Annotated in this window: 20 protein-coding genes and 1 riboswitch; of the genes, 11 read left to right on the plus strand and 9 right to left on the minus strand. The window is 63.6% G+C overall.

Annotated features, from left to right (window positions below; genetic code table 11):
* Nucleotides 1–3: 3 nt before the first annotated feature.
* Complete coding sequence (locus OIT41_RS18165) at nucleotides 4–1,584, minus strand: NCS1 family nucleobase:cation symporter-1 (protein WP_264637035.1); 1,581 nt, start codon at nucleotides 1,582–1,584, stop codon at nucleotides 4–6.
* A 137-nt stretch (nucleotides 1,585–1,721) separates the two neighbouring features.
* On the opposite strand from OIT41_RS18165, the gene OIT41_RS18170 reads away from it, so the two are divergent.
* Nucleotides 1,722–2,186, plus strand: coding sequence for a phage tail protein (locus tag OIT41_RS18170; RefSeq protein ID WP_241709417.1), 465 nt, complete (start codon nucleotides 1,722–1,724; stop codon nucleotides 2,184–2,186).
* Between the two features lie 186 nt (nucleotides 2,187–2,372).
* Entirely contained in the window at nucleotides 2,373–3,089 is a 717-nt protein-coding gene (locus OIT41_RS18175; protein ID WP_264637036.1) for a hypothetical protein, read from the plus strand.
* A 16-nt stretch (nucleotides 3,090–3,105) separates the two neighbouring features.
* Here OIT41_RS18175 and OIT41_RS18180 read toward each other — a convergent pair whose 3' ends face one another.
* Both OIT41_RS18180 and OIT41_RS18185 read right to left on the minus strand, forming a co-directional pair.
* Nucleotides 3,106–4,113 (minus strand): dienelactone hydrolase family protein, encoded by a 1,008-nt coding sequence (locus OIT41_RS18180; RefSeq protein WP_241709415.1) that lies wholly within the window; start codon nucleotides 4,111–4,113, stop codon nucleotides 3,106–3,108.
* A gap of 53 nt (nucleotides 4,114–4,166) precedes the next feature.
* Nucleotides 4,167–5,264 (minus strand): NAD(P)/FAD-dependent oxidoreductase, encoded by a 1,098-nt coding sequence (locus OIT41_RS18185; protein ID WP_264637037.1) that lies wholly within the window; start codon nucleotides 5,262–5,264, stop codon nucleotides 4,167–4,169.
* A 112-nt stretch (nucleotides 5,265–5,376) separates the two neighbouring features.
* Between OIT41_RS18185 and OIT41_RS18190 the strand changes: the two genes are divergently transcribed.
* Complete coding sequence (locus OIT41_RS18190) at nucleotides 5,377–5,823, plus strand: MarR family winged helix-turn-helix transcriptional regulator (RefSeq protein WP_264637038.1); 447 nt, start codon at nucleotides 5,377–5,379, stop codon at nucleotides 5,821–5,823.
* A gap of 4 nt (nucleotides 5,824–5,827) precedes the next feature.
* Here OIT41_RS18190 and cls read toward each other — a convergent pair whose 3' ends face one another.
* Nucleotides 5,828–7,300, minus strand: coding sequence for a cardiolipin synthase (gene cls / locus OIT41_RS18195; RefSeq protein WP_413542294.1), 1,473 nt, complete (start codon nucleotides 7,298–7,300; stop codon nucleotides 5,828–5,830).
* Nucleotides 7,301–7,408: 108 nt separating this feature from the next.
* On the opposite strand from cls, the gene OIT41_RS18200 reads away from it, so the two are divergent.
* The gene (locus OIT41_RS18200; protein ID WP_241709412.1) at nucleotides 7,409–8,350 is read left to right on the plus strand and encodes an aminodeoxychorismate lyase; all 942 of its coding nucleotides are present in this window, start codon (nucleotides 7,409–7,411) and stop codon (nucleotides 8,348–8,350) included.
* Nucleotides 8,351–8,434: 84 nt separating this feature from the next.
* Here the strand turns inward: OIT41_RS18200 and OIT41_RS18205 are convergent, their stop codons facing one another.
* Nucleotides 8,435–8,944: a DinB family protein gene (locus tag OIT41_RS18205; protein WP_241709411.1), complete on the minus strand. Its 510-nt coding sequence runs from the start codon at nucleotides 8,942–8,944 to the stop codon at nucleotides 8,435–8,437.
* Nucleotides 8,945–9,067: 123 nt separating this feature from the next.
* Between OIT41_RS18205 and OIT41_RS18210 the strand changes: the two genes are divergently transcribed.
* The 3 genes from OIT41_RS18210 (at nucleotide 9,068) to OIT41_RS18220 (ending at nucleotide 11,857) form a co-directional block, all read left to right on the plus strand.
* The gene (locus OIT41_RS18210) at nucleotides 9,068–10,264 is read left to right on the plus strand and encodes an SLC13 family permease (RefSeq protein ID WP_241709410.1); all 1,197 of its coding nucleotides are present in this window, start codon (nucleotides 9,068–9,070) and stop codon (nucleotides 10,262–10,264) included.
* Between the two features lie 102 nt (nucleotides 10,265–10,366).
* Nucleotides 10,367–10,963 carry a PRC-barrel domain-containing protein gene (locus OIT41_RS18215; protein WP_264637039.1) on the plus strand — a complete coding sequence of 199 codons (597 nt, stop codon included), beginning with the start codon at nucleotides 10,367–10,369 and terminating at the stop codon, nucleotides 10,961–10,963.
* Nucleotides 10,964–11,302: 339 nt separating this feature from the next.
* Nucleotides 11,303–11,857 carry a cupin domain-containing protein gene (locus OIT41_RS18220; protein ID WP_264637040.1) on the plus strand — a complete coding sequence of 185 codons (555 nt, stop codon included), beginning with the start codon at nucleotides 11,303–11,305 and terminating at the stop codon, nucleotides 11,855–11,857.
* 152 nt (nucleotides 11,858–12,009) lie between these two features.
* Here OIT41_RS18220 and OIT41_RS18225 read toward each other — a convergent pair whose 3' ends face one another.
* Together OIT41_RS18225 and OIT41_RS18230 are read right to left on the minus strand one after the other, a co-directional pair.
* Nucleotides 12,010–13,041: an ornithine cyclodeaminase gene (locus OIT41_RS18225; protein ID WP_241709407.1), complete on the minus strand. Its 1,032-nt coding sequence runs from the start codon at nucleotides 13,039–13,041 to the stop codon at nucleotides 12,010–12,012.
* 160 nt (nucleotides 13,042–13,201) lie between these two features.
* On the minus strand, nucleotides 13,202–13,633 hold the full coding sequence (locus tag OIT41_RS18230) for an Lrp/AsnC family transcriptional regulator (protein WP_078107421.1): 432 nt from the start codon (nucleotides 13,631–13,633) through the stop codon (nucleotides 13,202–13,204).
* A gap of 55 nt (nucleotides 13,634–13,688) precedes the next feature.
* On the opposite strand from OIT41_RS18230, the gene OIT41_RS18235 reads away from it, so the two are divergent.
* The 4 genes from OIT41_RS18235 to OIT41_RS18250 all read left to right on the plus strand — a co-directional run bounded on the left by OIT41_RS18235 (nucleotide 13,689) and on the right by OIT41_RS18250 (nucleotide 16,159).
* On the plus strand, nucleotides 13,689–14,048 hold the full coding sequence (locus OIT41_RS18235) for a hypothetical protein (protein ID WP_241709406.1): 360 nt from the start codon (nucleotides 13,689–13,691) through the stop codon (nucleotides 14,046–14,048).
* 114 nt (nucleotides 14,049–14,162) lie between these two features.
* A riboswitch (SAM riboswitch) is annotated at nucleotides 14,163–14,275 on the plus strand.
* Between the two features lie 10 nt (nucleotides 14,276–14,285).
* A complete protein-coding gene (locus tag OIT41_RS18240) occupies nucleotides 14,286–14,543 on the plus strand; it encodes a DUF1737 domain-containing protein (protein WP_078107380.1) in 258 nt (85 codons plus the stop codon).
* Nucleotides 14,540–14,950: a rhodanese-like domain-containing protein gene (locus tag OIT41_RS18245; RefSeq protein WP_241709405.1), complete on the plus strand. Its 411-nt coding sequence runs from the start codon at nucleotides 14,540–14,542 to the stop codon at nucleotides 14,948–14,950. The genes OIT41_RS18240 and OIT41_RS18245 overlap by 4 nt, the downstream gene beginning before the upstream one ends.
* Nucleotides 14,951–16,159, plus strand: coding sequence for an O-succinylhomoserine sulfhydrylase (locus tag OIT41_RS18250; protein WP_241709404.1), 1,209 nt, complete (start codon nucleotides 14,951–14,953; stop codon nucleotides 16,157–16,159). It abuts the gene before it with no gap.
* Here OIT41_RS18250 and OIT41_RS18255 read toward each other — a convergent pair.
* Nucleotides 16,156–17,400 (minus strand): glutamate--cysteine ligase, encoded by a 1,245-nt coding sequence (locus tag OIT41_RS18255; protein WP_264637041.1) that lies wholly within the window; start codon nucleotides 17,398–17,400, stop codon nucleotides 16,156–16,158. The genes OIT41_RS18250 and OIT41_RS18255 overlap by 4 nt on opposite strands.
* 104 nt (nucleotides 17,401–17,504) lie before the next feature.
* The gene (locus OIT41_RS18260) at nucleotides 17,505–19,028 is read right to left on the minus strand and encodes a UDP-N-acetylglucosamine 1-carboxyvinyltransferase (RefSeq protein ID WP_264637042.1); all 1,524 of its coding nucleotides are present in this window, start codon (nucleotides 19,026–19,028) and stop codon (nucleotides 17,505–17,507) included.
* Nucleotides 19,029–19,173 lie beyond the last annotated feature (145 nt).

A 19,173-nucleotide genomic window follows, 5' to 3' on the forward strand; every position in this document is an offset into this window, starting at 1 on the left:
GAATCAGTTGTGTTCTTCCGTCCGGGCGCGGACCGTCCGCGGATCGTTCCGGGTGATCGTGTAGTAGATCAGGCTGGCCAGGATCGCCCCCACGAACCATGAATACGGACCCAGGCCCGAGCCTCCCGGCAGGAAGGTCTGCAGCGCCGGGACCAAGGCCAGAACGCCTGCGACGACGGCGGCTGGAACCAACGCGGCGATGGCCTTGAGGTTCCAGCCCTTGGTGTAGAAGTAGAGGCCCTTCTCGTCCTCGTGGTAAAGGTCCGAGACCTTGCACCGCTGGTGCCGGATGCGGAAGAAGTCCGTGAAGATGACCCCGAACAGCGGACCGAGCAGCGCGCCGAGGCCGCCCAGGAAGTACACGATCACCACGGGACTGCTGAAGAGGTTCCAGGGCAGGATCACGATGGCCAGCACCGCGCTGATGAGGCCGCCGCGGCGGAAGTCGATCCTGTGCGGGGCCACGTTGGCGAGGTCGTAGGAGGCGGAGACGAAGTTTGCCACCACGTTGATGCCGATCGTGGCCACCACGAACGTGACGGCGGCGATGATGGTGATCCACGGATTCTTGATCGCCTGGACGATCGCCACCGGATCGGTGATGACCTTGAACATGTCCTGGCCGCGGTACTGGTCTGCGGTGAAGTAGGACGCCGCGCCCGCTGTGACCACCACTGTGACCAGGGCGAACGCGATGAAGTTCACGGGCAGGCCCCAGAAATTGCCGCGCAGGATGGTCTTGCGGTCCGGTGCGAACCGCGAGAAATCGCAGAAGTTCAGGAGCAGCGCCGCAAAGTAGGTGACGGTCAGGGCAATTGCCGAGAAGAACTGGGTCACGGCTGCCGGGCCGTCCAAAGGGGCGACGCCGGGGATCGAGAGGCTGAACTTATTGCCCGCTTGCGTCAGGATGTAGATCGCGAGCGCGAACATTGCCACCCAGATAGCAGGGCCGGCCCAGTCCTGGAATTTCCGCACGGTCTCCATGCCGCGCCGGATGACGAGCAGCTGGACCGCCCAGAGGACCAGGAACGCCGCCCAGCCGATCGGCGTCAAGCCAAGGATGTGTGGCACGTCCGGGCCATCGAGCGGGGTCAACTGGGGCCACACGGAAAACAGCAGCACCAACACGGCTTCGGAGGCGAGCCAGGTCTGGATGCCGTACCAGGCAATGGCGATGAGTGCCCGGATCAGTGCAGCCAGGTTGGCACCGAAGAGGCCGAAGGACATCCGCGCCAGGACCGGATACGGTACGCCGGTCTTCTGCCCCGCCGTCCCGGCAAAGTTCATCAGGAAGTAGACGAGGGTGATGCCGAGGACAAGGGCAGGGAAGACCTGCCAGCCCACGAGGCCGGTGATGAAGAGGCCGGCCGCGAAAGTGTATCCGGCGATGCTGTGGACGTCGCACATCCACAGGGCGAAGAGGCTGCGGACCCTCCAGTTGCGTTGCCGGGCCGGTGCTAGGTCTGCGTTCCACAACCTGTCGCTGACCAATCTGCCCTCGGCCAGGATCCGGACTTTCTCAGGGTATTCGTCTCCAGGCTCTGGCGGTGCCTGCACAGCCGGGGACTCGTTTTTCCGCGCCATGACGCCTCCGAACAACGCTTCCAAACATGCTTGGACTTCCAGAATCGCCCCATTGCTCCAGGATGGAAAGACCCCTCGGGAGCGCCGGATCCTGGTCGCGTTAGCATTGGTCAAACCACGTCGTACCAGGAGGATGCATGCCATACATCGTTGACTTCGAGAATGTTTCTACTACCGGGCTGGAATCGTCTCCCGTTGCCGAGGCCCTTGCCGGGCTGCGCGCCAACGAAGGCCGCTACTACAGGAACAAGTACGGCCACGTCTTCACCGTGAGCCCTGCCGGCGAGGTTCCGGAGGTGGTGGAGCACGTGAGCCGCATCCTGAAGGAGGAGCGTGACATCGTCATCGGCTCCCGCCCGCTGGAAGCGACCGCCTTCGACGTCGACGGTTTGCGCATGGCCTACGTCTTCTACGAGTCGGGGTTGTCGATCAACGTCATGTACAGCATCGAGGCCGGCGGGAAGCGGGCAGTCGGATTCAAGCTCTCCGACGGCATGGAGATTCCAGAGGAACTGGAGTCACGCTTCAAGTTTGCCCGCCAGAAGTCGAAGCTTGCAGGCGTTATCCGCGGCTCGTTCTTCGTGATCAAGGGCGAGTACTGACCGTGCCGACGGCATCCAAGTAGACAACACTCTATTTAGGAAGCCTACTGATTATGTACCGTGGCAACCATCCTATTCATGACTGCTTGGGATCGGTGCGGGAAAAGACCGGCCCGGCGGTTGAGGCAAGGCTGTGCCGGTTACCCCCGGGAAAGGCCATGCCGCCACGAAAATTGGGGTTTACACATGAAAAAAATGCTCGCACCGCTCGGGATTCTCTTTGCTGCCGTCCTGGCGTTGACAGGCTGCGGAGGTCCCTCGAATCCGGGAACCGCGGCCGCTTCTTCCTCGACGCCGACGCCTACACCGACGCCCACTCCGAAGACGTACACGAATGAAGAACTCGCTTCGATCGTCGCGCAGTTGAAGGACGACCAGGGCAAGCCGTTGACCGTCATACCCGCTGCGCAGATCGACCAGGGCATCATCGCCGCGAAGCAGATGCTCAAGTCCGCCGTCATCACACCCCCGGCGTGCGCGGCCTTGGCGAACAACAACGCTCAGGTTCCGGAGGGGGCGACGTATGCGGCGGGGCAGAGCATCTCGGCGGCGGACAAGTCCGTCACCGTGATCACCGCCCTGGCGGTGAAGGATCCCACGGTGTTGGGCGGCCAGACGAAGAAGTCCAGTGATGCGCTGGCCCAGTGTTCTACCTTCACGATCGAGGCGGGAGGGCAGAAGGTCACTACCCGGACACAGTCGTTGCCGGAAAAGACCAGCGGGGACCAGTCGGTCGGGATGTTGATGACCCAGGTCCTTGCGTCGGGCCAGAAGGCCACCACACTGACCGTGACCGGAGTGAAAGGCAACCTCGGGGCCACGGCGATCAAGACGGGCGCCACCGTCACCCCTGACTCGGCGGCGGAACTGGTCAAACTCGTCGACGCGGTCCTCGGCCAGTAATCGGGCGGCGGAGGACTCAGCCCGGCCCGCCAGGCGGGAGGCTCTGAATCTTCAGGGTCTCCCCCAGCCAGGCGACAATCGTTTCCAGGCTTTCAGGGTCGAGATGTGTGCCCGGTTCGTTGTAGCCGTTCCCGGGGGATGCGGCGACTTCGGCCGGACTCCGCCCATCCTCCTTGAACACGTGATTCGCGTTGGTCGGGAAGGCGAAAGCCACGTTCGCCATCCCGGCGGCGGCTTCCCGGAGAGGGCCGCCGTCGGCGTCTACGTCGACCTGCACGTCCCTGCCGCCGATCAATACCAGTGTGGGAATCCGCGTCTTGCCCAGGGAGTCGCACGAAGACTCGCTCCATAGCTCACGGGCGAAGGGCAGATTTGCCGGAGCCTCGAAGCTCGCGAGAACCATCTTCACACTGTCGGGCAGGCCTGGGTCGGGATTCATCGGCTGCCCGACCGCGTACCGCGCAGCAGCTTCCTCGACTTTGGGCATCAATTCAGCGCCGCCTGGGACCTGGGCGGACTGAAGAGCCAACTGGGACAGCAGCACAGTCTGTATCGCGCGGCCGGGAGGCGCAGCGAGAACGATCCCGGCGAAGGGAACGGTCTGGCTGCTCGTGGCGTAGTGAAGCACATGGAGGGCACCCTCGCTGTTGCCGAGCCCGGCAATTCTTGCGGAGTCAACGAAATCCAACCCGGAAAGCACCTGGACGGCCGCCACCAACTCGTCCAGATGGGACTGCATGCTCAGCTTCCCGATGAGCTTCGTGATGTTGTCCATCACGTGCGGGCCGGACGCCCTTTTGTCATAGCGGATCGAGGCGATACCGGCGCGTGCAAACTCCTCGGCAAACAGCCGCCCGCTTCCGTTACTGCCGGGGAGCAGGGGCGAACACCAATCCCGGTCCGTCGGTCCGCTCCCGGCCACGAGCGCCACAGCAGGGAACGGCCCCTCGCCGTCGGGACGGACAACCGTGCCCTCCATCGTGATGCCGTCCAGTTGCCAGGAAACTTCGATTGAACTCACCATGCTCCACAGTCTCACGGCGGACTACGAACACGGCACCCTTCCGCCGCAGTCCATCAAGCGCCGAGGTTCAACATTTCGACGTAGCGGTCGATCATCATGTGTTGGCCCTTGATCTCGGAGATCAGTTCCGGACTGGCAATCTCGCCGTCGGGCAGTTGTCCCGAGCCGCCGGACGGCCCCAGGGGAAGGATGATGACGGGTTTCGACGGCGTGTAGGCGGCCAGTTCCGCGGAGCCCTCGATCTGGGCCTGGATGTTCCTGGCAACCACCGCAGCTTCGCGTCCCGCGACTCCGGCTTTGTTCACGTCGATCGCCGAAATGTCACCCAAGGCGTAGACGTTGTCGAAGCCTACGACGCGCAGTTCGGAGGTGACGTCCAGGTAGCCATCGGCGGTCCGTGCGGCCAGGAGGTCGCCTGCCACGTAGTCGGTCTGCGGGGCGATTCCGTAGCAACGGAACCAGATGTCCGCCCCGATGGCGGTACCGTCCACGGTGTTGACGGTGAACGTGGCGAATTCACCCGCAGGAACCGGCGGCAACTGCACCAACGGGCTTCCCAAAATTGGCCGTACGCCGAGTTCATCCAGCTGCCGGTTGACCTCGATCCGCAGCCGCGGGTCGTACGGGCCGGGAAGGATGTCCGGCGCAAGATCCACCATCACGATGTCCTTGTCCGGCCATGCCGCCGCGATTTCGCCCGCAAATTCAAGGCCCACCGCCCCGGCGCCCAGCAGCATCACCCTGCCGGCACGTTTGAGGTCGTCATGTGCGGCTTGGTAGCGGGCGATGGCGTCGCTCGTGACCATTCGATCGCTCTTGGCCGGGAAGGGGTAGCTGGAACCGCTTGCGAGGACGATGTAGTCCGGCGCCAGCCGGGCACCCGAAGCCAACTCGACGGTGTGCCCGTCTACCCGGACAGCGCGATCCCGGAGTACCTCACCGTGCCCCAGCAGGCGGTCATAAGGAAGGAACATCCGCGGCAGGAAGTCGGGTTGGACCACGGATCGGAGGGCCGCAATGTTGTGCACGAAAGCGTCCTTCGGCTCCACCAAGGTAACCGTCGCGTATTCGTCCAGCGCCTTCGCTACGGAGATCCCGCCGTAACCTCCGCCGATGACTGCCACAGTGGGGTGCGGAGCCTCGTTGTTCATGGCAACTCCTTAGGTAGAAAGCTCACGCTGCTCGGCTCGTGCCGCTCAGATCGTTTATGAAGGACAACGATTGCCCGTAGTCAATAATTTCCTCAGTGATAAGATTTTCCTGATGAGTTCTTCGGCAGCAGGAAAGCAACTGGGGTTTCTCCTGGCACGCCACGGGCGCATCATGAATACGCGCCTCCGCCAAGCCCTTGACTCCTCCGGGCTGAGCCCAAGGCATGCCGTGCTGCTGTGCCGGCTTGACGATTCCGGTCCGCTCAGTCAGCAGGACCTGATCGACATCCTCTCAATCGACGCGAGCGGACTGGTTGCGGTCCTGAACGACCTTGAGCGCGCGGGACTGGCGGAACGGCGCCGCGATCCCGCGGACCGCCGTCGTCATATCGTCGACATCACCGCGGAAGGCAAGCGCGCGGTGGCGTCGATTGAAGTGGCGGTGGCCGACGTCGAGCAGGAGGCCTTTGCCGGATTCTCCTCCGATGAGCTCCAGCAACTCCATGCGCTGTTGTCGAGGATCCACGGCGAACCCGCGGACGAGGCCTGCGAGGACTGAGTCCCTACTGCAGGGTGGCCGTCAGCCGCGCCACGTTGTCCACGTACTTGGCAAGCATCGGCCGGTGCAACCAGCCCTCCAGGGTCAGCTCGCGGCACATTTCCCGGTAGCTCGATTCCACGGCGCGCATGCTGTCCACGGCCTCGGCGCCCAGGATCATCACGGACACCTCCATGTTGAGCGAGAAGGAGCGCATGTCCATATTGCTGGAGCCGAGGACAGCCACTTCCTCGTCGATCGTGAAGTGCTTGGCGTGCAGGACGTAAGGGGCGCGGTACAAGTAGATCCGGACCCCGGCCTCCAGCAACGCCTCGTAATAGGAGCGCTGGGCATGGTGGACGAGGAACTGATCGCCCTTCTCGGAGACGAAAAGCTCCACGTCGACGCCGCGCTGGGCCGCCGTCGTAATGGCGTACAGCAGCGAATCGTCGGGCACGAAGTACGGGCTGCAAATCGAGATGCGGTGCTGGGCCGAGTAGATGAGCGTGTTGAACAGGCGCAGGTTGTTTTCGGTGACAAACCCGGGCCCGCTGGGAACCACCTGTGCCGTCATCCGGCCGGGCGTTGCCTGGACCGCAACCTGCAGCTGGTATTCGAGGGACTCGTCGGTTTCGCTGAGCCAGTCGGTAGCGAAGACGACGTTGAGGGTCGCAACAATCGGGCCCTCCATCCGCGCCATGAGTTCCACCCATTTGCGCCCGGCGCGTCGGTGCTTGGGGTTGTTGTAGGAGGGCTCGATCAGGTTCTGCGAGCCCGTGAAGGCGACTTCGCCGTCGATCACCAGGATTTTCCGGTGGTTCCGTAAGTCCGGCCGACGCCACTGGCCGTGGATGGGCAACAGCGGCAACATGCGGCGCCACTGGATCTGGCCGCGCTTGAGCCGGCGGACGAGCTTTCGGTAGCCGGGGATACGCAGGGTGCCGATGTGGTCGAACAGAAGGCGGACGTTGACGCCGCGCGCTGCCGCGTTTTCCAACTCGGTGAGGAGCTCGTCAGTGACCGAGTCACTGCTCATGATGTAGAACTCCGCATTGACGAACTTCTTGGCCCCCCGGACCGCTTCCGCCATGGCCTTGATCGACTCCTCGTAGCCTGGGAAGAGCTCCACGGAGTTACCGTCCACCATCGGCAAGGAACCCAGGCGCCGGTTCAGCTCACCGGCCGAGGTCACCCATTCGGGTCCCGAGTACGTGCTTACGACGTCGGCGAGCGCCGACGTGCCTGCACGCACCCGATCATTGACTTGCTCCTGCTGCTCCCGACGGCGGCGGGACAAACGGAAATTGCCGAACAACAGGAACAGGACGAAACCGACGGATGGAACGAGGAAGACGGCGAGGAGCCACGCCATGGCCGTCGTGGGTCGGCGGTTTCCAGGAATGACGCCCAGCAGCACGATGCGCAAAATGATTTCAAAGATGGCCCACGCACCGAGGAGCCAGGTCCACTCTGGCCCGAACTGAAAAGGAAACAGCACCCACACCCCCACGATCGAACAGCTATTCAAAGAACCAACAGTCAGCCCAGCCTATCTGGCACGCCGCATCCGACCGTCCGTCCCGCGGGCCAGCACTAAGCTGGAAACATGACTTTACCTGCCTCGACGGTCCTCGTATTCCTGGATCCAGCGTTCGAAAACGGCCGCGTCGCCGATTCCAGCCAGCCGCAGCTCATGGCCACAGACCTGGGCGCCACCCGGGGTGACGGCGTCTTCGAGTCGCTGCTCGCCGTCGAGGGCCGTGCGCGCAAGGTGCAGGCGCACCTGAACAGGCTTGAGAGCTCAGCCCGCGCGCTGGACCTCAACATTCCCGAACAGGAGGTCTGGCGCCGTGCGATCGACACCGCGATCACCGAATTCCGGGATGCCTTCCCCGCGCCAAGCCCGGCCGAGGACGAAGTTGTCGTCAAGCTCTTGGTGACGCGCGGAGTGGAAGGCGCCTCGACCCCTACCTGCTGGATCCAGGCTTCGCCGTCCCCCGCGGGCAGCCGCCGGCAGCGCGAGACGGGCATCGACGTCGTACTTCTTGACCGTGGCTTCGACACGGAGGCGGGCGACCGCGCTCCCTGGCTGCTGCTCGGCGCCAAGACGCTCTCCTACGCCGTGAACATGGCCGCACTGCGCTACGCCCACAAGCAAGGCGCGGACGACGCGATCTTCACCTCAACGGACGGCCGGGTTCTTGAGGGCCCGACGTCCACGGTGCTGCTGGCTCACGTGGAAACGGTCGACGACGGCGCCGGCTCGGTGCGCACGGTCAAGCGCCTCATCACTCCGCAACTGGACAGCGGCATCCTGCCGGGCACGTCCCAGGACGCGCTTTTCACCAAGGCAAAGGCAGCGGGCTGGGAGCTGGGCTACGGCCCGTTGGTCCCGGAAGACCTGTTCGACGCCGATGCGGTGTGGCTGATCTCGAGCATCCGGCTCATCGCTCCCGTGAACCACGTGGACGGCAGGGAGATCGGCACCCCGGCAATGCGCAAGCAGCTGACGGCCGAGCTCAACGAGCTGTTCGCGGGGATTGAGTAGGGGTTCCAACCCGACTGCCTCCGCCTGCCCAAGTGACTAGCAGTAAATGTCGTTAAGAGCGCCCAAAACGACATCTACTGCGAGCTACTTGGGTGCGGTGATCTGTTCGCGCAGAATGTCTGCGTGCCCGCAGTGTTGGGCTAGCTCCCGGAGCATGTGGAGGTAAACCCAACGCAACGGGAGCGGACCGCGTCGGTTGCCGTTAAGCAGGTCGTCGAGCCCCAAGGACGACGTCGCCTGGCGCGAAGCTTCGCATGCCTCGCGGTGTGCTTGCTGGATCGTGGCGATAGTGTCGCCGTCGTCGAGGATAAAAGATTCGTCCGGCGTGGCCGGGATGCCGATCTCTGCGCGGGAGCGGCACGTGACGGCTTCGTCGAACCAGACCTTTTCCACGAAGGTCACGTGTTTCACGAGGCCCAGCAGCGTGGTCCGGGACGGGACCAATGACCGCCGGGCCTGTTCCTCCGTCAAACCGTTCAAGCAGTCGTTGAGCGCGCGCCGGTGCTCGTCGATGAATGCTTCGAATTGGATCCGAATTGGCTGGTTGAGGTTGTCCTCGGCAAGCGTCACGGTTGCACCTATGTTTTCCGTCAAGCAGGGATTCAGTCAGTATCGACGTGATCCGAGCTTAGCGGCTGTCCTGAATTCCGCCGTCGATTGACGTAGGGGGCGCAGTCCTTGGTCTGAGGATCGCTTGCCGGGCAATAGACTCCGTTCATGCGTCTGGCGATCATTGGAGCGGTTCTCCTTGGCTTAGGGGCCGTGGCGATCGCCACGGGTGCCCTGCCTTTCACGGATCTCATGGCACTCGTGGATCGGGTGGCTCCGATTCTGCTGTTCGTCGTGGCGATGACAGTTGTGACTGAGCTGTGCAGTGAGGCCGGAGTCTTCCTTTGGACAGCCCGGCGGCTCCGTTATTGGGGCCGCGGATACAGCATTCTCTTGTGGCTGTTCCTGGCGGTCTTCGCGACGCTGAGCACCGTCTTCCTCTCTTTGGATACAACAGCGGTGCTCCTGACACCCGTGGTGGTCAGTGTGACGCGGCAAGCCGGGCTGCCGGCCCTGCCTTTCGCCCTGACCACCGTGTGGCTGGCCAACACGGCAAGCCTGCTGCTGCCCATTTCCAACCTGACCAACCTTCTCGCCCAGCACAGCCTTGGCGGCATTACTCCGGGTGGCTTCGCCGGCCTCATGTGGGCACCCGCCCTTGCCGCCGTCGTCGTGCCGTTGCTCTTCATCGGTATCGTCTTCCGACGGGATCTGCGCAACCGCTACTCACGGATCCCGGTGGTGCGGATCAGGCCGGATCAGCCGGCCGGGGCTGAAACCAGGCCTGCCGCGGACCGGGTACTGCTCGGGTTCAGCGCCTTGGTGCTGGCGTTGCTTCTGCCTGCGTTGGTGTCCGGGGTCCCGGTTTGGATCCCGGCCCTGGCCGGGGCTGTTGTACTGGGGGTCGTGTTCGCGCTCCGGAGTCCGCGGGTCCTCAAGGTGACGCTGATTCCATGGTCCTTGCTGCTGTTCGCTTCCGGACTTTTCCTGGTGATGGAAGCCGCCAGGCATCTGGGGGCTCCCGTGTTGCTGAGCCAGTTGGCCGGACAAGGCCAAGGCTTCATGGACCTGGTTCGGCTTGCCGTGACGGGCGCCGCCGGTTCCAATGTCCTCAACAATTTGCCTGCCTACCTGCTGGCGGAACCGCTGGCGGGGACGCCTGCGCGGATGGCGGCCTTGCTGATCGGAGTCAATGCCGGACCGATCATCACCCCTTGGGCCTCCCTGGCCACATTGCTCTGGCACGACCGGCTCGTCCGCATGAATGTCCTGATCACGTGGAAGGGCTATGCGCTCTTCGGACTGATTGTCGCGCCCCTGACGGTGCTCGCGGCAGTGGCGGTCCTGGCAGCCACCGGCCACTGAGCGTCTTCGGCAGTAGCCGTGTCGCCCGGCGTGAAGAATCAAGACAGAATGTAGAACAGCCCGGTCGTATAGTCGGGGCCGAATACACGAAGGATCCGCCTCATGCTCAGTCTGCAGGACATCGACAACATCGTCCTCAACGGAGGGATTGTGGTGGACTCCGCCGGGGAGAAAATCGGCTCAGTGGAGCAGGTCTTCACCAGTGGCGATTCCGGGGATCCGGTTTTTGTCACCGTGCGGACCGGTTTGTTCGGCATGGGCGAATCTTTCGCTCCGCTCTCCGGAGCCAGCCTGGTTAATTCGGTGATCAAGGTGGCTTTCGCCAAGGACAAAGTTAAGAACGGCCCGCGCATCGAGAGTGAACGCGGCGTGATCACGGAGACGCAGGAACAGGAACTTTACAGCTATTACGGGCTGGTGGCCCAGGAATCCAATGATGCCGCCGCGGCAAACGATACCGAGGATACCGGGCTCGCGCCTGCGGACACCCCCTCCGGCGAGAACGCACCGGACCTGCCTCTCCCGATGGCGCACGGGGGGCCACATCCGCCGCACGGCGGCCCGCCACCCCCGCACGGGGGGCCACATCCGCCGCATCCGCCACATTTGCACAAACATGTGCCCCTGCCCCCGCATCCCGGCCCGCCACCGCCGCATCGGCCGCCCGGGCCCCCGCCGAAACCGGGAGACCGTCAATAGCCGCGGAGTGCTCGCCGCGGCTATCTCAGCCGCCGGCTGTGACTCTCACGCCGGCGGCGCGGGCGTCGGGAGCGACGGCTCCGTCCACGGGCCGGAAAATTCAGCGTGGCGAACGCTATTGTGCCGCCATGGCGGCAGTAGTTAACTAGTCCCGTGACCTCTGCTGGGGAAGGGTGATCTGGCTCTCGGCCCGGCGGGCACCTGGTTTCACGGTGCCGTGGAATCAGCACAGTTGATGGAGGGCATCATGATGAGCGCAGTTTCTTCGTCCTGGAATTTCAATCACGGTTTTCCCACGCCCGGACCCCAGGATCCCAACAAGACCATCGGCCTCCCGGCATGCTTCTCACTGAAGGATCCGGTCACGTGATTGCCGCCGCCGAGGACTGGATCAAACGGCTGGACATGTCCCCCGCTCTCGTGGGCGGCTGGTTCGCGCCGGCGCTCGTGAGCAACGAGGACATCGCGGGATCGGCGCTGCCTCCGCGCTTCGGCGTCGATCATCCGCTCTACAGTTCCAACTGGTACTTGCTGCAATCAGGAGAAGTCCTCCAGTTGCACGCCCTGAAGCAGGACGAATTGTGGTTCTTCCACCTGGGGACGCCCATCAGGCTGCACGTCTTCTCCCGGGAGCTTGGACACCAGGACTTTGGCTATACCGAGACCGTGTTAGGGCCGGATCCGGAGGCAGGCGAGACGCTGCAAGGAGTTGCCCCGGGCTCCACCTGGTTCGGTGCCGAGTTGGCCGGTCCAGGGTTCGCCTTGGTCAGCTGCAGCGTCTCACCCGGATACGAGAGGTCTGACTCCGCGAAACCAACGGCACGGGACATCGAGTCGCTCGTCATGAGGTTCCCCGGGCATGCTGAGCTGATCCTGCGACTGGCGGCGGAATAGCCCGGGCTGCCGGGCTGGCAGTCTGGCCGGGAAAAACGTCTGGTGCGCCGGTTCTGGGGCCGGCGCACCAGGCTTCTCCCTCCCCAACTGACTCGCAGTTGTTGTCGTTTAGAGCGCCCTAAACGACAACAAATGCGAGTCAGTTGGGCTTCTCAGGATCCGACCGGAGAGAGCGCGCGCACCAAGCCGAAGAGGTCCTTGGGGTCGTCGGGGTTCGCGACGAGGTCGATCTCCTCGAAGAATTCCGAACCCTCGACGGCGTCGCGGAGATACCGCAAGGCGGAAAAGTCCTCGATCGCGAAGCCCACGGAATCGAATACCGTGATCTGGTGCCTGGAGGTCCGGCCCGGCGCATGACCGCCAAGGACTTGCCAGAACTCGGTGACGGGAAAATCGGCGGACATTTGCTGGATCTCGCCTTCAATCCGCGTCTGGGGATCGTATTCCACAAAGACGTCGCCGAGGTCCAGGATGGCAGCGTCGAGTTCGGTCTTTCCTGGGCAATCGCCGCCGATCGCGTTGATGTGAACGCCCGGAGAAACCTGGTCTGCAGTCAGGATGGTGGCGTTGGCCTTGTCCGCGGTGCACGTGGTGATGACGTCGGCGTCTTCCACTGCGTGGGCCGCCGAGCCCGCGATGGTGATGTCGAAGCCGAGGGGAGCCATGTTCCTGACGAACTTCTCCATCGCAGCCGGATCAGTGTCCCAGATCCTGACAGTGTTGATGCCCAGGGCTGCCCGGAAGGCCAGCGCTTGGAACTCCGACTGGGTTCCGGTTCCGATCATCGCCATGACCCGTGCATCGGGGCGCGCAAGTTTCTTGGCGACCATGCCGGACGTGGCCGCCGTCCGCAGCGCCGTCAGCACTGTCATCTCCGCGAGGAACGTCGGGTAGCCGTTATGGACATCGGACAGGACACCGAAGGCTGTCACAGTCTGGAAGCCGCGCGCTGGATTCGAAGGGTGTCCATTGACGTACTTGAAGCCGTATGTTTCCTGGTCACTGGTGGGCATCAGCTCGATGACGCCAAACGCGGTGTGACTCGCCACCCGCGGGGTCTTGTCAAAAGATTCCCATCGCCGGAAGTCGTCTTCCAAGTACTGAATCATCTCCGAAATGATGGTTTCCGGGCCTCGCCCGGCCGTCCAGCGGACCATATTGCGGACATCGACAAAGCGCGTCATGTGCGCTCCTTTCCCTCATGAGCATTGTTGCTATGAGGCTACGGAGCGGCGATATGCATCCGCAATTGCCAAAGTATGTACTTTTCATTGAAAAAATGCACAAAATGACGAGTCCTTTCGAACATAATGCTCATGAGGTTTGTCGCCGCCAAGCAACCGGCTACCGCAGGACGGAGCTGAGCAGCAGGCTTGTCTCGCTATTGACGATCCCCTCGATCCCGCGGATCCTGCCCAGCACTTGGTCAAAGTCGCTGAGGCTTTCCGTGCGCAGCTCAGCCACGAGGTCCCAGCCGCCATTCGTGGTGTGCAGTGCCCAAATCTCGGGGAGCCCCCTCAGCTGGCGAATGACCCTGTCGGCCGACCTTCCTTCCACGGCAATGAGCGCAATAGCCCGGATCGCAAGTGGATCGACTTCGTCGCGCACCCTCGCGGTGAAGCCAACGATCGTTCCGGAGGAGACCAGGCGCTCGAGCCGGCTGTTCACGGTGGCCCTGGCGACGCCCAGCTGGCGCGCGAGGCTCGCGACAGATGCCCGGCCGTCCTCCCTGAGGGCGGAGAGGAGCTGGCGGTCAAGGTCGGTGAGTGCTGCCATAAAGATAAACGTATCGCCCATTCCCCAAGTGGGCCTGAGTCCGTAGGGTATCGACATGAGCATCTACATCAGCCCCGACTCTGCTGCGTGGTCGCTGACGGCCATGGCAACCGGTGCGTCAGCGGGATCAATCGATGATGCGAACGGCATGTCCAACTTGATAAAGGAAATCTACGAGACAGAAGGTTTCGAAGCGCTGTCTGGCGTGGTTTTTGCCCTGGCTCATCACAACAGCCTCTCGCTGCACGCACTCGCCACGGCCACCGGGATATCCGTGCACGAGTTGCTGGAAATCCGGAAGCATCAAGGTTCCACGTTTCATCACTCCCCCACAGGAGTAGCATCGCGCTTTGATGCCGTTTCACCCCGGGTCCAGGCAAGCCTGGACCCGCTGCCTACAGAAACCGAAGCCTAGGGTCCGCGCCAGCGTGGCCCCACCCGCCGGCTCCCCACCGGCCGCCCCCCGGTTACGGAACATGACGACGGCCGGTGATGCGGGCCGCCGTCGTGGGTGTTATTTTTCTTCTTGAGTAATGAGCACCAGCGCGAAGCCCTGACTTGCTGGTCGGCAACCCTCTCTCCGGCGGGGTGCCTCAGGTGACTACTCGGCGTATCGACACTTTCGAACTGCAAGCGTGACTGAGGAGCACCAATGCCTGAACCCACCGAGGAAAAACTCTCCTACCGTCTCATCACGGGCCCTGACACCAAGGAATTCTGCGAGCGGATCTCCACCGCCCTCGCAGAGGGATACGTGTTGCACGGCAGCCCGGCCGCGACTTTCAACGGCAAGGACGTGATTGTGGCACAAGCCATCGTCCTGCCCGCGGCGATCGCGAGCGCGGATGCCGCCGTCGCCAATGCGGTGGATCAGCTTGATGAAGAGTTCGACGGCGAGGGCCACGCATGAGCTACGCAGGCGACCTCAGCCCGCACGACGCCTGGGCCAAGCTCGAGCAGGGCGCCATCTTGGTGGACGTCCGCACCGAAGGCGAGTGGGCACACATCGGGATCCCGGACACCAAAGCCACCGAAAACGATCCCTTGTTCATCCAGTGGAACCTGGCCGGCGGCATCCCCAACACCCGCTTCATCGAACAGCTGACACAACAGGCTCCCGAGGGGGACGGCACGGAACTCGTCTTCCTCTGCCGCTCCGGCCAGCGCTCCATCGCGGCCGCGATCGCCGCAACCCAGGCCGGATACACCGCCTACAACGTCCTCGAGGGCTTTGAGGGCGAACCGGACCGCTACGGCGAGCGAACCGTGAATGGCTGGAAAAACCGTGGACTTCCGACGAACCTGGGGAATATCTAAGTGACTTTCAATCCTGACGCCGCCAGCTGGAGCCCTGACACCCAGGCAGTCCGCGGCGGTCTTGACCGTACCAACTTCCAGGAAACGTCCGAAGCCGTCTTCTTGAACTCCGGTTTCGTCTACCAGTCCGCCGCGGCTGCCGAGCGTGCCTTCACAGGCGAGGACGAACGCTTCGTCTACTCCCGTTACGGCAACCCTTCGGTCGCCACCTTCCAGGAGCGCCTCCGCCTGCTTGAGGGCACCGAAGCGTGCTTCGCGACGGCGTCGGGCATGTCAGCTGTCTTCACCGCCCTCGGTGCGTTGCTGGCGGCTGGTGACCGCGTGGTTGCCGCCCGCTCGCTCTTCGGTTCCTGCTTCGTGATCCTCAACGAGATCCTGCCGCGCTGGGGGGTCGAGACCGTCTTCGTCGACGGGCCGGACCTCGACCAATGGCGTGCCGCGTTGTCCGAGCCGACAACGGCGGTGTTCTTCGAGTCGCCGTCGAACCCCATGCAGGAAATCGTGGACATTGCCGCGGTGAGCGAGCTTGCCCACGCGGCGGGCGCCACGGTCGTCGTCGACAACGTCTTCGCCACCCCCTTGCTGCAGCGCTGCGGCGATCTCGGCGCAGACGTGATTGTCTACTCCGGCACCAAGCACATCGACGGCCAAGGACGGGTCCTGGGCGGCGCGATCCTGGGCACCAAGGAGTTCATCGACGGGCCGGTCAAGCAACTCATGCGGCACACCGGGCCGTCCCTTTCCGCGTTCAACGCCTGGGTCCTGACCAAAGGCCTGGAGACGATGGCCCTGCGGGTCAACCACTCCTCGGCATCTGCGTTGCGGATCGCCGAATGGCTTGAGGCACAACCGGCCATCAGCTGGGTCAAGTACCCGCTGCTGAAGTCGCACCCGCAGCACGAGCTCGCCGCGAAGCAAATGAAGGCCGGCGGAACGGTGCTCACTTTCGAGCTGCTCCCCTCCGCGGGGCGATCAGCGAAGGAGGCCGCCTTCGCGCTGCTGGACGGGCTCGCCGTCATCGACATCTCGAACAACCTGGGCGACTCCAAGTCCCTCATCACGCACCCCGCCACCACCACGCATCGCGCCATGGGTCCGGAAGGCCGCGCAGCCATTGGCCTGAGCGACGGCGTCGTGCGGCTTTCGGTGGGGCTGGAGGATGTGGACGACCTCATCGGGGACCTCGAGCGGGCCCTCAAGCAGGTCTAGCCCGGCGCTTCGCGCCAGTCTTGGCGCACCCAGGTGAGGACGGGCTGCGGCTTGGTGTCGCTCTCGTCCCGCTCTGAGCGCATCGTGATCTGAACAGCGTGCTCGACGACGGCGGCCAGCCCGGCGGCGTCGGGCGCGCCCCCGTTGCTGCCGCTCCAGCGTTCGGCAACACCACGCTGCTCGATGGCGCCATTGCCACGGCCCAGGATGGCTGCCACGCCGGTTTGGACCAAGTCGAATTCGCCCTGTTCGGCGAGCACAGGTTCCAGATACTCCACCAAGGACCAGACAACGTCCGCGGCGGGCTCAGGGCGGAAGGTCCCGAAGTCCAGCAGCTCGGTGCGCAGGCCGAAGTTGCTTGCCTGCCAGGACGCCATCCGCAGAAGCGCCGTGGGCACGGCCGCCGGCTCTATTCCGGCATGGTATTCACGAACAGACGTCTCAACCAGGGCCCTGACAAGGACGGCGATGAGCGCCGCATCCTCGGCCCGGAGGCAGACATCGGCCACCCGGACCTCCACCGTGGGAACGTGCCGGGACAGCCTGGCGTCGAAGTAGACCATCCCCTCGTCCAGCAACACTCCCGTTTCGATGAGCCTCCGGACAACCCGCCGGTAGGAGGCAAGGGATCCGAAGATGGCTGACGGCCCCGACGAAGGCCAGCGGTTCCATGCTTGCGTCCGATAGCTTTCAAAGCCCGTGGCCAGCCCCCGCCAGTAGGGGGAGTTGGCGCTCATCGCGGTGAAGACGGCGAGCTTGTCCCGGATGCGGTCCAGGACCATCACGCCCTCCTCGGGAGACTCGATCGAGGTGTGGACGTGGAATCCGCACGTGAGCTGTTCGTGTGCGGTGATGCCGAAGCGTTCGAGCATGATGGCATACCGGGGATCCGGAGTGGTGTGCAACGCGGCATCCACGGGCGACGTGGCCAACGCGGCGATCCGCGCGCCGTGGCGCCGGGCGGCGTGACTCGCGAGGCCCCGGCCCCTGCGGATCTGGTGTAAGAGCTCGGCATAGCTGCGGCATGGCCGGGTCTGGGTTTCGATCTGCTCAAGTTTGAGTTCGTGGCTTAGGCCGGTATCGGGGCCGTCGACCTCGTCAAGGGTGGGTCCAGGTTCGGGGCCGTCGTGGGCGGGCCCGTCATCGGCAGCGCCAGCGAGGAGCGCGTCGGCAAGCGCGAGCGGCTCGCCGGTCACGGGATCGACGATCAGCAATTCCTCTTCCACACCAAAAGTGCGCACGGAACAATTGTGCGCCATGGCAGCCTTGCGGAGACAGATCGAGATTTTGGGGGCGCCGCTGAAGGATTCTGCTGGATCACATGATCGTGCAGAATCCGACGCCGTCAGTCCTGGAAGTACTCGATCTTCGCGCCGATGGTGTTGAGCCGCTCGGCCAGGTCCTCGTAGCCGCGCTCAATCACGTAGATGTTGCGCAACTCGGACGTGCCGCGGGCCGCCAGCATGGCCAACAGCAGGCAAGCTGCGGGCCGGAGGGCCGGAGGGCATCCGACTTCGGCACCACGCCACTTGGTGGGGCCATTGACATAGATGCGGTGGGGATCGAGGAGTTGGACCTGGGCGCCGAGCTTGTTGAGCTCGGTCAAGTAGATCGCCCGGTTCTCGTAGACCCAGTCGTGGATCATGGTCTGGCCCTCGGCATTGCCGGCGATGACCGCGAAGAACGGCAAGTTGTCGATGTTGAGCCCGGGGAAGGGCATGGGGTGGATCTTGTCCTCCGGCGCACGCAATCGCGATGGCTTGGTGGTGACATCAACCAAGCGGGTCCGCCCGTTGCGCGCGAAATACTCCCCCGAGATGTCGAGTTGCTGGCCCATCTGCTCAAGCGTGGCCAGTTCGATCTCCATGAACTCGATGGGGACTCTGCAAATGGTGACTTCCGAGTTGGTCACGATGCCCGCCGTGATCAGGCTCATGGCTTCAATGGGGTCTTCCGACGGGAAGTACTCGATGTCGACGTCGATCGCCGGACGGCCCGTGATCTTGAGGGTGGTTGTCCCGATGCCGTCGATCAGCACACCGAGCCTCTGCAGGTAGAAACAGAGGTCCTGCACCATGTAATTGGGGCTGGCATTGCGGATCACGGTGGTACCGCTGCGGTGCGCGGCGGCCATGATGGCGTTCTCGGTTACGGTGTCGCCGCGCTCCGTAAGCACGAAAGTGCGGTCCTCGCCGTCGGCCGGCGGGGCCTGCACGGAATAGAAGCCGGACTTGGCCTCCACCGAGAGTCCGAACTGCCGCAACGCCTGCATGTGCGGTTCCACGGTGCGGGTCCCGAGATCGCAACCGCCAGCGTAGGGCAGTTGGTATGAGGCAGCCTCATCGAGGAGCGGGCCGAGCAGCATGATGACGCTGCGGGTTCGCCGCGCGGCCTCCACGTCCATGGAGGCGAGGTCCAGGGTTTCCGGGCGGCGGATGCGCAGATCGTTGCCGTTCAGCCAGGTGCATTCGACGCCGATGGAGGTCAGGACCTCGACGATCCGGTTGACTTCTTCGATCCGGGCAAGCCGGCGCAAGGTGGTGGTGCCGCGGTTGATGAGGCTCGCGCAAAGCAGTGCGACGCCGGCATTCTTGCTGCTGTTGACGTCCACCGAGCCCGAGAGCGTGCGTCCGCCTTCTACGCGCAGGTGGGTCATCTGCCGTTTTCCGACCTTGACGATGGTTCGCCCGAAGATCGACTCAAGGCGCTCAATCATGCGGAGGCTGAGATTCTGCTTGCCCTGTTCCATGCGTGCAATGGCGCTTTGGCTGGTGCCCAGTTCCGAGGCTAGCTGTCCCTGCGTCCAACCCTTTTCGCCGCGGGCGTCACGAAGAAGGAGACCTACATGTTCGGCAGTCGGTTGAGTCATAATCAACAAATATCACAGATGGTCTATTGATCAGATATTTTGTGATGCAACACGCCGATTCCGTCGAACAATAGTCACCTCGTGCGATATTCACGTTCTGAAGTTGGTCACTCGTGAATTACAACGAACCTGGGGGTCAACAAAA

The organism is Arthrobacter sp. YA7-1 (assembly GCF_025960325.1).
Lineage (GTDB): Bacteria > Actinomycetota > Actinomycetes > Actinomycetales > Micrococcaceae > Arthrobacter > Arthrobacter bambusae_A.